General features: G+C 70.7%; 15 protein-coding genes and 1 pseudogene. 10 read left to right on the forward strand and 6 right to left on the reverse strand.

Features of this window, described 5'->3' with window-relative positions; genetic code table 11:
- Window positions 1-133: 133 nt before the first annotated feature.
- Window positions 134-262 carry a hypothetical protein gene (locus ACIPLC_RS19560; protein WP_400474250.1) on the reverse strand — a complete coding sequence of 43 codons (129 nt, stop codon included), beginning with the start codon at window positions 260-262 and terminating at the stop codon, window positions 134-136.
- A gap of 102 nt (window positions 263-364) precedes the next feature.
- Here ACIPLC_RS19560 and ACIPLC_RS19565 point away from each other — a divergent pair, with 102 nt between their 5' ends.
- From ACIPLC_RS19565 to ACIPLC_RS19600, 8 genes and pseudogenes are all read left to right on the forward strand, one after another.
- The gene (locus ACIPLC_RS19565) at window positions 365-1,192 is read left to right on the forward strand and encodes a Scr1 family TA system antitoxin-like transcriptional regulator (protein WP_400474251.1); all 828 of its coding nucleotides are present in this window, start codon (window positions 365-367) and stop codon (window positions 1,190-1,192) included.
- The gene (locus ACIPLC_RS19570) at window positions 1,189-1,392 is read left to right on the forward strand and encodes a DUF397 domain-containing protein (RefSeq protein WP_363628154.1); all 204 of its coding nucleotides are present in this window, start codon (window positions 1,189-1,191) and stop codon (window positions 1,390-1,392) included. The genes ACIPLC_RS19565 and ACIPLC_RS19570 overlap by 4 nt, the downstream gene beginning before the upstream one ends.
- Window positions 1,393-2,022: 630 nt before the next feature.
- Complete coding sequence (locus ACIPLC_RS19575) at window positions 2,023-2,574, forward strand: DUF6879 family protein (protein WP_400474334.1); 552 nt, start codon at window positions 2,023-2,025, stop codon at window positions 2,572-2,574.
- A gap of 26 nt (window positions 2,575-2,600) precedes the next feature.
- Window positions 2,601-3,449 (forward strand): helix-turn-helix domain-containing protein, encoded by an 849-nt coding sequence (locus ACIPLC_RS19580; protein WP_400474252.1) that lies wholly within the window; start codon window positions 2,601-2,603, stop codon window positions 3,447-3,449.
- A gap of 187 nt (window positions 3,450-3,636) precedes the next feature.
- Entirely contained in the window at window positions 3,637-4,056 is a 420-nt protein-coding gene (locus ACIPLC_RS19585; RefSeq protein WP_400474253.1) for a hypothetical protein, read from the forward strand.
- Window positions 4,057-4,211: 155 nt separating this feature from the next.
- Window positions 4,212-4,709 (forward strand): hypothetical protein, encoded by a 498-nt coding sequence (locus ACIPLC_RS19590; protein WP_400474254.1) that lies wholly within the window; start codon window positions 4,212-4,214, stop codon window positions 4,707-4,709.
- A pseudogene (locus ACIPLC_RS19595) lies at window positions 4,673-5,284 on the forward strand (hypothetical protein); the annotation flags it as partial. The gene ACIPLC_RS19590 and the pseudogene ACIPLC_RS19595, both read left to right, overlap by 37 nt.
- Before the next feature lie 2 nt (window positions 5,285-5,286).
- Window positions 5,287-5,649: a GNAT family N-acetyltransferase gene (locus ACIPLC_RS19600; protein ID WP_400474255.1), complete on the forward strand. Its 363-nt coding sequence runs from the start codon at window positions 5,287-5,289 to the stop codon at window positions 5,647-5,649.
- Window positions 5,650-5,679: 30 nt separating this feature from the next.
- On the opposite strand, the gene ACIPLC_RS19605 is transcribed toward ACIPLC_RS19600, so the two are convergent.
- The gene (locus ACIPLC_RS19605; RefSeq protein ID WP_400474256.1) at window positions 5,680-7,755 is read right to left on the reverse strand and encodes a phosphocholine-specific phospholipase C; all 2,076 of its coding nucleotides are present in this window, start codon (window positions 7,753-7,755) and stop codon (window positions 5,680-5,682) included.
- A gap of 199 nt (window positions 7,756-7,954) precedes the next feature.
- The gene (locus ACIPLC_RS19610) at window positions 7,955-8,614 is read right to left on the reverse strand and encodes a pentapeptide repeat-containing protein (RefSeq protein ID WP_400474257.1); all 660 of its coding nucleotides are present in this window, start codon (window positions 8,612-8,614) and stop codon (window positions 7,955-7,957) included.
- Window positions 8,615-8,657: 43 nt separating this feature from the next.
- Between ACIPLC_RS19610 and ACIPLC_RS19615 the strand changes: the two genes are divergently transcribed.
- Window positions 8,658-8,843 carry a hypothetical protein gene (locus ACIPLC_RS19615; RefSeq protein WP_400474258.1) on the forward strand — a complete coding sequence of 62 codons (186 nt, stop codon included), beginning with the start codon at window positions 8,658-8,660 and terminating at the stop codon, window positions 8,841-8,843.
- Here ACIPLC_RS19615 and snpA (ACIPLC_RS19620) read toward each other — a convergent pair.
- Entirely contained in the window at window positions 8,818-9,453 is a 636-nt protein-coding gene (snpA, locus tag ACIPLC_RS19620; RefSeq protein WP_400474259.1) for a snapalysin, read from the reverse strand. The genes ACIPLC_RS19615 and snpA (ACIPLC_RS19620) overlap by 26 nt on opposite strands.
- Window positions 9,454-9,821: 368 nt before the next feature.
- On the reverse strand, window positions 9,822-10,463 hold the full coding sequence (snpA, locus tag ACIPLC_RS19625) for a snapalysin (protein ID WP_400474260.1): 642 nt from the start codon (window positions 10,461-10,463) through the stop codon (window positions 9,822-9,824).
- A 231-nt stretch (window positions 10,464-10,694) separates the two neighbouring features.
- Between snpA (ACIPLC_RS19625) and ACIPLC_RS19630 the strand changes: the two genes are divergently transcribed.
- Window positions 10,695-11,699, forward strand: coding sequence for a LysR family transcriptional regulator (locus ACIPLC_RS19630; protein WP_400474335.1), 1,005 nt, complete (start codon window positions 10,695-10,697; stop codon window positions 11,697-11,699).
- Window positions 11,700-11,861: 162 nt separating this feature from the next.
- Here ACIPLC_RS19630 and ACIPLC_RS19635 read toward each other — a convergent pair whose 3' ends face one another.
- Window positions 11,862-13,052, reverse strand: a complete 1,191-nt coding sequence (locus tag ACIPLC_RS19635) for a low temperature requirement protein A (RefSeq protein ID WP_400474261.1) — start codon at window positions 13,050-13,052, stop codon at window positions 11,862-11,864.
- Between the last annotated feature and the right edge of the window lie 354 nt (window positions 13,053-13,406).

Consider the following 13,406-nt stretch of genomic DNA (forward strand, 5'->3'; position numbering starts at 1 on the left):
CAGGGTGGGTGGTCATCGGCGGCGGCCCGGCCGAGTCGCCGCTGGGTGGCCCGCCGGATGATCGGTTCGGACGCGACGACACCGGCCATGAGGATGGCGGCCAACACATCGACGCCGAGCGCCGGTTGGCGCTTCACGCGGTCCGACCACGGGGCTCGGCGGGGACGCCCATGTAGACGACATCCTTGCCGGTCCTCCCGTCCTCGACCAACTCGCCGACCTGCGGGCGGTAGAGCGGCCCGGTCGGGGACTCCTTGCTCACCACAGCTGACTCCGTTCCGTAGTTTAATGACTACCCGGGGTCGCCACTGTCCTCTAGCATTGGACGTCCTTCAACCTCTCAAACGTGCGTGGAGAGTGGTTCATGAACAAGGCCGAGCTGGACCCCGACTCGTCTCCAGCCGCAGAGTTCGGTGCGTTCCTCCGCAGCTCACGAGAGGAACGGGGTTGGCGGCAGGAAGATTTGGCGAGCGCCATCGGCTATTCACCCACGCACGTGTCAGCCGTGGAAACTGGTCGACGTCCCCCAACACCGCGCCTGGCTCGCGAACTTGACAAAGCATTCGGATGGGATCGCGTCTTCGCCCGCAAGGCGCTCGACCTCAAGACCTCGGCGCTCCTCGAAGGCTTCCCGGAATACGTCGCGCACGAGTCAAGGGCGGTGGAACTGAGACTGTTCACCTTGGGTATCGTGCCGGGGCTGCTTCAGACCATGGACTACGCACGGGCCATCGCGGCGGGCGCGCTCCGGCGGGGCAGCATCACGGAGGACCAGGCCGAGGAGCGGGTTGCCTACCTTGCGCGCCGACAGGCGAACTTGCGCCGGGAAACCCCTCCGCTGATCCACGTCGTCCTGGATGAGAGCTGCATCCGACGGCCGGTCGGCGGAAAGTCCATCATGGCCGCCCAGCTCGACGAGCTTGCAGCCTTCGCCCGGATGCCCAACACCGTTCTCCAGGTGGCTCCGTACGCCATAGGCGAGGAACGATCGTTCGATCTCCCGGTGAACATCATCACCCTTCCGGACCGATCGCTGATGTCCTACGCCGAATCAGCGCAACAAGGGCACCTGGAACGGGACAGCGGCGCAGTACCGCCGATCCTCACGGCCTACTATCAGCTACAGGCCCTCGCACTCTCACAAGCCGAGTCTGTGGCCCTGATCAGCCAGCTGAGAGAGGAACTACCGTGACCGCCGAGCCTCAGTGGTTCAAGTCTTCGTACAGCAGCAACGGCGGCGACTGCATCGAGGTCGCGGGGAACTTGATCCCGTCCGGGACCGTCCCCGTCCGAGACTCCAAGGACACCGACGGCCCGGCCCTCCTCTTCCCGACCGAGGCCTGGCAGTCCTTCGTCTCCGCCCTCCGAGCCGGCGAGTTCGACACCGCCTGACGCGGACTCCCGAACTGCTCGAGGCCGTACTGCCCACGGCGGATCGGGGGGCCTCCGCTCTCCCGACAAGAACCGTCATCAGACTCAGCGCGTTCTTCGACCTCCGGCTGGTGGAGCGGAGGAGGCCAGAACAGAGCAGGCGATAACTCCCGCACACATTCGTGGCTCGTGCATCAGACTGCCTGGATGGAAGAGGAGTCCCGGGCACAGCGGCTGAGCCCCCGGCCCGGGGCGCGCGCCCGCAAGTCGCGGACGAACCCTGGCAGACACGACTTTCGGCGTTCTTCGGACCTGCGTTCCACGCGGCAGCAGAGCTACGGGCGTCCAGAGCGTCCATGCTGAAACGCGCCCTTGACGCTCCGCCATGTCCCGCGAAACGGTGGCGTGCAAAACCGCGCTGCCGACTTGGCACGGGAGGGCGCCATGACCCTACGGTTCGGCGGGATCGACCCCAACACCGGCAAGGACGAAAGTCCGATGGTGTGGGTGGACGACGAGGAGAAGGAGCTGGTCCTTCAGGGCTGGAAGCCCGGCGGGGCCCTGCTGACGGAGATCGGCAGCACGGAGTGGCTACCCGGCCACTCCGCTGGTATCCCCGACCACGAGAACGTGACCCGCATCCCGCTGCGCATGGCGGGGATCATCAGGAAGGCGCTCGACGATGCAGAACGTGCGGACTTCTCGGCGATGCTGAGGCAGGCCCGCAGGTCGGCGGTCCATCTGGAGCTGAGGGATAGCTACGGGATCGCCGGCGAGGTGGAGGAATTCGCGGAGTTCCTGCGCACTGGCCACGTCGACACCGACCCGGAATCCGAAGGATGGTCCGGCTGGGTTGCGCAGATCCGGAAAGCAGTCACCCGCGGCGTGGTCGTGCGCCGCGCCCGCATCGTCTCCGAGCCGGTCACCGACTACATCCGGTACGAGCACGCCGGAACCGTCGTGAACCTGGCGGCCGGCGAACAGGTGCGCTGGTTGCCGCGCCGCCAGGCATCGGATATCGCCCTGCCCGGTAACGACTTCTGGCTGTTCGACGAAACCGTGGTCCGCTTCAACCACTTCACCGGCGACGGCGGTTCCGCCGGTCCCACGCTCACCGACGACCCTGCGGTGGCCGAACTCTGCGCCGCCGCCTTCGAGGCTGTCTGGGAGCGCGGCATCCCGCACGAGAAGTACACCGTCTGACCCACCTGCATCAGGACCGCCAGCTCATGCCCGTCTCCCCATCCTCCAGTGCCCAAGAGGCCCGTCTAGCCGTCGCCGCACGACTGCGCGAGATCATGCTGGACGCCGGACTCCTGGGGCAGGAGCTGGCGACCCTGTGCGGGTGGAACAGCTCGAAGACCTCCCGCATCATCAACGCCAAGACCGCGCCTTCCGACAAGGACATCCGAGCGTGGTGCCGAGCCTGCGGCGCGGACGACCAGGCCGAGGATCTGATCGCCGCCAACCGTGCGGTGGACTCCATGTATGTCGAGTGGCGCAGGCTCACCCGCACCGGTCTTCGCAGGCTGCAGGAATCGGCGGTTCCGCTCTACGAGCGGACGCGACACTTCCGTTCCTATTCCTCCCGCGTGGTACCCGGTGTCTTGCAGACTGAGGCGTACGCCACCGCGCTGCTCGCCACGGTGGCCGACTTCCGGCGCACGCCCAACGATGTCGCCGAGGCCGTGAAGGCCCGCCTGGCCCGATCCCGTGTAATCCGCACCGGTCACCACCGCTTCGCGATCCTGGTGGAGGAATCTGTCCTGTACTACCGACTCGGCGGTGTAGAGACGATGACGGAGCAACTGAAGCACCTGCTGGCGGTGATGTCCCTGCCGGCTGTCTCGTTCGGCGTCATCCCTTTCACCGCAGCGCGCACCATGTGGCCGGTGGAGACCTTCAACGTCTTCGACGATGCGGAAGCCGGAGCGGAACTGCTCTCGGCCCAGGTGACGCTCACTGTACCTAGCGAAGTCGGCCTCTACGTCCAGGCGTTCGACAGACTCATGGGATTCGCGGTCCACGGCGCGCAAGTACGGAACCTGATCACCAGGGCGATCGACTCTCTGGGCTGAAGTTCTGCAAACGGATGCAAGCACGTTGAGCACCTCAGTCCCTGACGGCCAGTCTGGTAGTCCGCCACCCGACGCAAGGTGAATCCGATTCCCCCTCGGTTCCGTGGAAGCCCGCCGGGCGGCGCGCCATCTCACACCACTGCTCGTCCGCTCCGGACGGGCAGAGCCAACCCGATTGGAGAGGCCCGTGAGCACCACCGCCATCAAGTCCGTCACCGAGCTTGACGAGCTGGGCAAGTTCTTCACGATCGCCGCGCTTCGGATCGACGCGGGTCAGGCCGCGGCGGAGATGCTCTCCGCCGCCATCGACGACGCTTGGCACCAGCTCCTCAACGATCCGGCCGAGCACGAGGCGTTCGCCGTCCGGCACGGCGGCCGCAAGCTGACGCACGTCGAGAGCGCGGGCGTCGGCTTCATCTCCTGGGTGGGCGCGTACGAGGAGACGTATGGCCCCCTGCCGGAGATCTGGTTCACCGACGCCGACGGCACAGTCAACACCGTGGCCCTGGCCCGCTACCGTGAGACAGGCGAGGTCTGGGCCGAGTGGAACTGCTCGCCCGCGCCCGGCGACGGCGACGACCTGGCCCCGGCGGCGACCACCCGGTGATCACCGCACCGTCCGGCGGAGCGTCCCGGCCGACTGCCGGGGCGCTCCGCCTCACCAAAGCCCGGACGGAGAACCCGGCCGGCGTGGACGTGAGCGGTTATCTCTCCGCCATGCACCAGTACTGCCCGTTCCTCCGGCCGTCCGCAGCGCGCGGTATGACCGGGTGGACCGTTTACGAGATCGCGCCCGACGTACACCGGTACGCCGTCGAAGCCGAACTGTTCTACGCGGGCGTGCAGGCAGCGGAGTGGATTCGCCCCCTGATGGCCGAGCCGTTCGGCGCACTGGCGTGCGAGAACGTGGTGCTGCTCGGGCAGTGCGCCGACGCCGACCACCGCGAGCTGCTGACCTGGCCGCACTGGGCACTGAAGAACCTCTACGGTCCGGTCGGCGTGATGTTCGGCAAGTTCGTCCAGGGCGCTGCTGAGACCAGCAGGGCCGGGCATAGCATCCCGCCGGCCCCGTTCTCGTTCCTCCCGGTACGTGCGGCCGTACGCCTCCTGGACCCGAAGCTCCTGACGAGCACACCCGACCTCGCGGCCGCGGTGGCCGGGGCTGTTGACGACGGCCGCGACGTGTTCGAGCACATCCCTTGCGAGTGGAAGGCAGTAAGAGAATGGGCGAGTTCACTCCTGAGGCCGCCGAAGCGCTGAAAACCGCGGCGGCCATCTGCGGACCGCTGGAGCTGGAGGAGATCAGCAACCGGCGGGGCTCGGCAGTCTGGAAGGCGACCGGTCCGCGGGGCGTCGCGAGTATCAAGCTCGGCACCGGCGAGGCCGCCGAGGTCACCGCGCGGGAAGCCTCGGTGCTGGACCAGCTCCCCGGCTACACCGTGACCGCCGGCCGGTTCGACGACGACGTCTGGTTCGTCACCCCGTGGCTGGTCGGACCGTCCACCTGGCAGGTCCTCCGCCCCCTGCGCAAGGGCGAAGGTGGGCGGGACGAGGCCCGGGCCGCTGCGGTCGGGCTGTGCCGCGCCGTGGCAGACCTCCACGCCGAAGGGTGGGTGCACGACGACCTCCAGCCCCAGCACGGCATCCACGGTGGCGACGGGACCGTGCGACTCCTCGACTTCGCCTGGTCCCGGAAGGTCGGCACGACTCCGTGGACGACCTTCGACGGCACGATGGTCCACCTCGCCGCCCCCGAGCTGGCCGCCCGGGTCATCACCGGACCCCAGCCCGTCGACACGACACAGGCCGCCGACGTCCACGCCCTCGCCGGCACCCTGTGGACCGTTCGGCATATGTCTTGGGCCTCGACCTCGACGGCGACCTGCTCGGAATCACCAAGCTCCACCTGGACCGCCCCGTCGCCGCACTCAGCTACATCCTGCGCGCGGACGTCTGGGGAAAGGGGCACGCCACCGAGGCGGTCCGCAGGATTCTCGCCCTGGGCTTCGGCCGCCTCGGACTGACCGAGATCCACGCCAAACACCATCCGGACAACCCGGCCTCCGGCCGCGTCCTCCTCAAGGCGGGGTTCGTCCCGACCGGCGAGCACGCCGGGTTCAACACCTACACCCTCCGGCCGCCCCAAACAGCCGGTGGCCTCCGATCACGCACCCGAGACCCCACTACCAGCGGAGGGTAGTGGGGTCTCCGTTCTACGTAGCAACGACCGTCAGCCGGTGACGCTGGGCGTGCCCGTCTCCAGGTGGCCGGTGAAGCGCTGGGACCAGGTGCTGTCGGCATCCGCTGTCACCGTGAAGTCGTACCAGCCGTTGTTGTAGGCCGCGGCGTTGAAGAAGTCGCTGACGTTGCCGCCGGCCGGGACCTGGTACGTCCAGGGGCCGTCCGTGCGGTAGTTGTTGGAGGCGATCGTGAAGGTCAGCGGCGTCGTACCGGAGTTGGCGAGCTTGAAGTACACCGCCAGTTTGCCCGTTCCCGGCTCGACCGCGTACGAGGCGGTGACGGCCGCGTTCTTGCCCGCCTTCGTCGCGTCGCCCTTGAAGCGGCGCAGGAAGCGGTTGGGGCCGACCACCGTGAGGTCGTAGGGGCCGCCGCCGAAGCCGCTGCCGCAGTTGAAGAAGTCGCTGGTGTTGCCGCCCGGGTCGACGGTGTACTGCCAGGGGCCGCCGCTGCGGTAGGCGTTGGCGTAGGCGGCGAAGTGCGCGGACTTCGCCGCCGCCGTGCCCTCGTTGGCCATCTTGATCCAGACCTTCATCACCCCGCCCGAGCCGAACTCCAGGTGGTCCAGGTTGGCGTTCGGCTGGTAGGGCAGGGCCCGGGCCGGCCGGGTGCCGCTCTCCTGGAGCGGCAGCTGGTTGTTGACCGGGGCCGGGTTGGGCAGCGGGCCGCACGCCGACAGGCCGATGGTCTGCGAGGTGTCGGGCAGCCCGGGCAGGCCGTAGACCGGGTTGGCGAAGTCGAACGCGCTGGTCAGGTCGCCGCAGACACGGCGGCGCCAGTCGCTGATGTTCGCGCACTGCGCGGGCGTGCCGAGGGCGGCGGTCCAGGTCTCCAGGAAGCGCAGCACGGAGGTGTGGTCGAAGGTCTCGGAGTTGACCCAGCCACCGCGGGTCCAGGGCGAGACGGCGATCATCGGGACGCGGAAGCCGAGGCCGATGTTGGTGCCGTTGTAGAACTCGCCCGGGGTGCCGGCGGGGGCGGCGGGCGGCGGCACGTGGTCGAAGAAGCCGTCGTTCTCGTCGTAGTTGATGAACAGGACGGATGAGTTGAAGACGTTCGGGTCGGCGTTCAGCGCGTCGATCACCAGGTGGACGAAGTGCGCGCCGTCGGCCGGGGTGGCGTACGGGTGCTCGGAGGAGGCCTGGTCGGGGACGATCCAGGAGACCTGCGGGAGGGTGCCGTTCAGTACGTCGGCCTTGATCGCGGCGGCGATGTCGTCCGGGGTCCTGCCGGTGGCCTTGGGCACCGAGCCCATGCCCTTGACGGCCAGCGGGCTGCCGGCCGAGGCACCCGAGAACTGGGTGAAATACGCCAGCGCGTTGTCGCCGTAGTTGTCGGCGGCGTTCTGGTAGACCTTCCAGCTCACACCGGCGCTCTCCAGGGCCTCCGCGTAGGTCTGCCAGCGCAGGCCCTTCTCGTCGCCGCCGTCGTAGGCGGGGCCGCCGGCGCTGCCGGCCGGGTCGATCTGGCCGGACCAGTGGTAGGTGCGGTTGGGGCCGGTCGCGCTGAGCACGGAGCAGTGGTAGGCGTCGCAGATGGTCCAGTTCTCGGCCAGCGCGTAGTGGAACGGGATGTCCTGGCGGGTGAGGAAGCCGAGGGTGCGGACGTTGCCCTTGGCGGCGACCCAGGAGTCCATCTTGCCGCTGTTCCAGGCCTTGTGCTGATCACTCCAACCGTGGGAGAGATCGCCATTGCACTGGGCGAGGCGCTCGGGGTCGGCGCCGCCGGCCGGCTTGGTCTGGCTGAACTGCCACGGGTACTGGCGGCCGAGCAGGCCGTTGGGCTGGTTGAAGACGCTGTAGCCGCCGGCTATCTGGATGGCGCTGCGGTCGGCGAAGCCGCGCACGCCGCGCAACGTGCCGAAGTAGTGGTCGAAGCTGCGGTTCTCCTGCATCAGGATCACCACGTGCTGTACGTCGTTGATGGTGCCGGTCTGCTGGAGCGCGGTGGTGGAGGCCACCGCGGGCGCGCCGGGGGCGGCTCCCGCGGCGCCGGTGCCGGCCACGGCGAGTCCCGCCGCGGCGGCTCCGGACAGCGTGACGAACTTCCTACGACTCAGCTCGGCCATCAGCCCGGCCCGTCCCTTCACTGGCGATGTTGTGTACACAAGTCGGGGCTCATCAATCGCGCAGCATCTTCCACCCCGGCCGGAGGCGCCCACCAGATGCGCGAGGCAGGGTTGGCGGATTGTTCGTCCGGGTGTCACCGAACGACGCCGGGCTGAACGGGCGGCGGAAACGCCGGGGAGGGACGGAGCGGGCGGCTGGTCAGCGGTCCTTGACCTCGATTCCCAGTGCGTGGGCGAACTGCGGTGCCAGCTCCATCAGTTGGGTGGAGCTGATGACTGCGCCGCGCAGCCCCTGGTGGCCGTCCGCGAGCCCGAGCCGGGCGGCCCCGCGCAGATCGGTCTTCTTCAGGGTGGCGCCGCGCAGCCGGACCTCCTCCAGCGTGGAGCCGGGGAAGGACACCTCGGTCAGCTTGGCGTCGCCGAAGTCCACGTCGCGCAGCAGGCAGTCCTCGAACACGACGTCCCGCAGCACCGCGGCCCGCAGGTTGACCGCTTCCAGCTTGCAGCCGCGGAACACCACCCGGCGCAGCGCCGAACCGTGCACGGCGACCCCGGCCAGCACGCCGCCGACGAAGGCGCTGTCCTGCCACTCGGTGTCGCTCAGGTCGCAGGCCACCCAGCGGCCGGCCTGCACCCAGACCTCGTTGAACCGGGCCTGGCGCAGCTTGACCCCGCTGAGCGCGACCCCGGTGAAGGCGCACTCCAGGAACGCCGCCCCGGCCGCCGACTCGTCGGTGTGCTCGCCGCCGTCGAAGTGCGTGGTGTCGTACCGCTCGTCGCTGCGCAGCCGCCCGGTGTGGGGGCGGAGCAGGTCCGCGTACGGCAGGTCGGTGAGCTGGTCGGGGACGGAACGGGGCATGGCGGCAGCACCTCAAGGTCGGGGGCGAACGGATCTCGCCCGCATGCTCGCACGTGGCACCGACAACGCCCCGGACGACAACCCGCCGGACGACAGCGCCCCACCAGACGGCACCGCGGACGACGGCACCGCGGACGACGGCGCGCGGGCGCCCCGACCCGGCCGCTGCGGGCTGCGGCCGGGCCGGGGCGCCTGGCGGACGATCAGCCTCGCGCCCAGAGGGAGTTGACGCGGCTGCGCTCGGTGCTGTTCGGGTACGGGTTGGTGCAGGAGGTGCCGGGGCCGCCGCCGGACATCAGCTCGCTGCACGGGCCGGAGTAGTGGTCCGGCAGGCCGAGCACGTGCCCGGTCTCGTGCGCGGTCACCCGGACCGAGTTGTACTGCCGGTTCTGCTGGTAGTCGAGGAAGACGTAGCCGCGCCCGTGGCCGTCGGTGCTGGCGTAGGAGCCCCGGCTGTCGTTGCCCTCGTAGTACGAGAAGTCGCCGCCCGAGCCGGCCCGCAGTTGGACGTTGCCGACCGAGCTGTTCCAGATCTGCGCGGCCTGGGATATCTGGGTGCGGAAGGTCGGCGCCGAGCTGGCGTCGTAGGTGACGGTGACGGTCGCCAGGTTCGGGTTGGCGGCCTGCTTGGCCTTGGCGGAGGCCATCACGGCCTGGAAGAACGCCTGGTTGTTCGCGGCCTCGGCGGCCGAACCGGCGTACGTCGAGGCGGTGTAGCCCTGGACGGCCGGGCCGGAGGCGGCGGCGGACGCGGCGGCGGACGCGGCGGTGGCGGGCAGCACGGCGAGACCGGCCGCGAGGGCCAGACCGAGGGCGGCGGACAGCACGGATCGCTTCATGTGGGGGCTCCGATTCCGGTGGTGTCGTGGCCGGTTGGGGGCCGGCCCTGGGGGACACCTGGTCAGCGGGTGATGTCCCCAGAGCTTCGGGCAGCCCGGTGGGCGGGCGGATGATGTCAACCCGCGATAGCCTCGATCAATACTCCTTGCGATAAAGGGATTTGAGATGTCTTTAACCGGTCTTGACTCGTGCGTGCCCCTGGCATTCCGTTCCACCGGCGGCTAGGCTCCGGCTCGGGGAAGTAACCGAAGCGGCGGGCCACCCGATTCCGGCCGGGCGGCCCGCCGCACCCGAAGGACGTCGGAGACTTCCCTGATGACGCGGCTGGTTCGCGGGCGCCCCCGGTTCGCGGACGCCCGGACAGGCCCTAGTTCACGGACTCCACGCCGTTCGCCCAGAGGCTGTCGACCTGGCCGCGCTCGCTGCTGTCGGGGTAGGGGTTGGTGCAGGACGGGCCGGGGCCACCGCCGGACATCAGCTCGCTGCACGGGCCGGAGTAGTTGTCGGGCAGGCCGAGCACGTGTCCGGTCTCGTGCGCGGTGACGCGCAGCGAGCTGTACTGCTGGTTCTGCTGGTAGTCGAGGAAGACGTAGCCGTGGCCGTGGCCGTCGGTGCTGGCGTAGGAGCCCCGGCTGTCGTTGCCCTCGTAGTACGAGAAGTCGCCGGTGCCGCTGCTCGCCTGGAGCTGGACGCTGCTCACCGAGCTGTTCCAGATCTGCGCGGCCTGGGATATCTGGCTGGTGAAGGAGGGCGCGCTGGCGGTGTCGTAGGTGACGGTGACGGTCTGCAGCCACGGGTTGGCGGCCTGCTTGGCCTTGGCGGAGGCCATCACGGCCCGGAAGAACGCCTGGTTGTTCGCGGCCTCGGCGGCCGAACCGGCGTACGTCGAGGCGGTGTAGCCCTGGACGGCCGGGCCGGGGACGGCGGCGGACGCGGCGGTGGCGGGCAGCACGGCGAGACCGGCCGCGAGGGCCAGACCGAGGGCGGCGGACAGCACGGATCGCTTCATGTGGGGGCTCCGGGTTTCGCGGTACGCCGAACCGCCGGGGCCGGTGGGGGCCGGACACGGCTACGGCGACGGTGGGGGCGCCCCGGTGGGGCCGGGGCGGATTCGCTGCCCCTGAGCTTCGACCCGCCCGGGCCCGCGGCGGATGATGTCAACCGGCGATAGCACGGCCGCATACCGATGGGGCCCTCCGCACGCCCTCCCGCCGCGCCTTGTCCTGTCATGTCCTTGGCGATGTGGCCGGGTGGCGTCTATGCTCCCGGCGTGGAGCTCGACGTGAGACACCTCCGGGTGGTGTGCGCGATCGCCGACACCGGCAGCCTCCGCAAGGCCGCGCTCCAGCTCGGCATGACCCAGCCCTCCCTCACCACCCAGCTGCACCGCATCGAACGGGCCATCGGCGGCGCCCTGTTCACCCGCGAGCAGACCGGCAGCCGGCCCACCGCGCTCGGCCACTCGGTGCTGTCCCGGGCCCGGCCGGTGATCACCGAGATGGCCGCGCTGGTGGCCGCCGCCCGCCAGGAGGCCCGCGACGCGGCCGGCCCCGGGCGGCAGCGGCGGCTGCGGATCGGCAGCGTCGGCAGCCGGGCCGTCGCCGCCTGGCTGCGCCGGGTGCACGAACGGCTGCCGGACACCGACACCACCATCCACGTCGACATCTCGGCCAGCGCGCTGCTGCGGATGGTCGCCGCCGACCAACTGGACGTGGCCTTCGTCTACGAGAGCGAGGGCTTCCCGTTACGGGTGCCGCCGGACGCCGAGCACCGGGTGCTGATGGCCCGTGAGCCGCAGTTCGTCGCGCTCGCCGCCGGGCACCCGGCCGCCGCCCGTCCGGTCGTCCACCTGGCCGACCTCGCCGAGGACACCTGGATGGTCGACCCGACCGCCGACCACGAGTACGCGGCGATGCGCCGGGTGTTCAGCGAGGCCGGGCTCAACCCCCGGGTGGTCCAGGTGCGGGACAACGCCACCGCCGCCGAACTGGTCGCCTCCGGCGAGGCCGTCCGCCCCTGCCAGCCGACCTCCGCCCCCGGGCCCGGCACGGTGGTGCGCCCCGTGCACGGGGACCCGCTGGCCGTCCGGCTGCTGTTCACCTGGCGCCCCCGCGCGCTCAGCCCGCCCGCGCTGGACGCGCTGTACGGCGAACTGCGCGCCGCCTACCTGGACCTGGCCAAGGTCAACCCGGCCTACCTGGCCTGGCTGGCCCGGCACGAGCCGGTCCTGCTGGACTGCGCCTGACGGCGCCCGGGCCACCCGACGACGGCCCGGCGCCCGACGACGGCCCGGCGCCCGACAACCGCCGCGCGCCGGACAACCACCGCGCCGGAGGACCACCGGGGCCCCGAAGAGGGCCAAGCGCCCAGGAACCGCCGGGGCTCCGAGAACCGCCGCGCGCCCCGGTCAGCCCTCCCGGCTGTGCAGCAGCACGCCCACCGCCACGGTCAGCGCGCAGACCAGGCCCGCCGCCAGCACGCCGGAGCCGCCGAGCGCGGTGCAGGCCAGCACCAGCACGGCCCCGGTCGGGGCCAGCGCCTGCGCCGGACCAGTCTTGGTGTGCCGGGAGTGCAGCAGCCAGACCGTGAGCAGGTAGAGCGCGGTGGGAACGGTGACCGTCGCGGTGGCGGCCGTCACGGAGATCTCCGCCTGGTGCACGGCCGACTCCACCGCCACCTCCAGCCCGGTGCCGATCGCGGCGGCCGCGCCGAACACCAGGTAGTGGCCGTACCCCCAGGCGAAGGCCTGCCGGTTGGAGCGCAGGTGCTCGTGGACCGGCCGGGCGAAGTAGATCCACCAGGCCGCGAAGCAGATCAGCAGGCCGCCGATCGCCACCGGCACCAGCCGGCCCAGCTCCTCGTGCTCGTCCACCGCCGACTGCACCGCGACCGTCGCGGCCGCCACCGTCTCGCCGAGCACGATCAGGGTGAACAGCCCGTACCGCTCGGCGATGTGGTGCGGGTGCCAGGAGGTCTGCGTCCGCAGTTCGGCGACCACCGGCACGGCCAGCTCGCACAGCACCCCGAGCGGGATGACCACCGGCCGGACGGCGTCCGGCAGCAGCACCACCACCACCCAGCCCACCTGGCAGAGCGCGATCCCGACCGCGTACCGCACGGCGACCCGGCGCGCCTCGCCCTGCTCGCTGGCCGCCGCCCGCAGCCACTGGGTGACCATCGCCAGGCGCATCACCACGTACCCGGTGATCGACAGCGTCAGGTCCTGGGTGGCGAACAGCCGTGGCACCCCGGCCGCGAGGACCAGCACCCCGGCGATCTGCACCAGCGTGGTGACCCGGTACGGCACGTCGTCGCAGTCGTACGCGGAGGCGAACCAGGTGAAGTTCATCCAGGCCCACCAGATCGCGAAGAAGGCGATCGCGTAGCCGCGCAGGCCGTCGCCGTAGTGGCCGGCCGCCAGGGACTGGGCGAGTTCGCGCCCGGCCTGGCCGACGGCGACCACGAAGCAGAGGTCGAAGAAGAGTTCCAACGGGGTGGCGACCCGGTGCGGCTCGTCCCGGTCGCGCGGGACCATCCGGCGCACCGGGGGCGGGTCGACGGGATGCGGGTGGGGGGCGGCGGCGGAATCGCTGGCCATCGGTGCTGCTCCGGGTTCGGGAGGGGCTGGCTGTCCCGCGCATCCTGGCAGCGGCCCGGGCCCCGCGCACGCACCGCCGCGACGGGCGCAGCGGTGCGCGACCCGGGAGCGATTGCGCTTTTTTGTCCCCTTTTTTCCTTGCCGTCAGCCGTAGTTGACGCCCGGGTGCGCGAACCGGGTGACAGCGCGGCGGGTTTCCGGGCGCGCCCCGCGCGCTGCGCCGCGACCGGCCGGACGGCCCCGCTACATTCGTCCCCGGTTGGAAGCGAGCGCGGGCCCTGCGGGGCCCCACGACACGGGCGGCCTGCGGGCAACGCGGAAGGTCAAGGCCGGTGGCAGGACAGCGGGGGCGGC

Source organism: Kitasatospora sp. NPDC086801 (genome assembly GCF_044745805.1).
Classification (GTDB): Bacteria; Actinomycetota; Actinomycetes; order Streptomycetales; family Streptomycetaceae; genus Kitasatospora.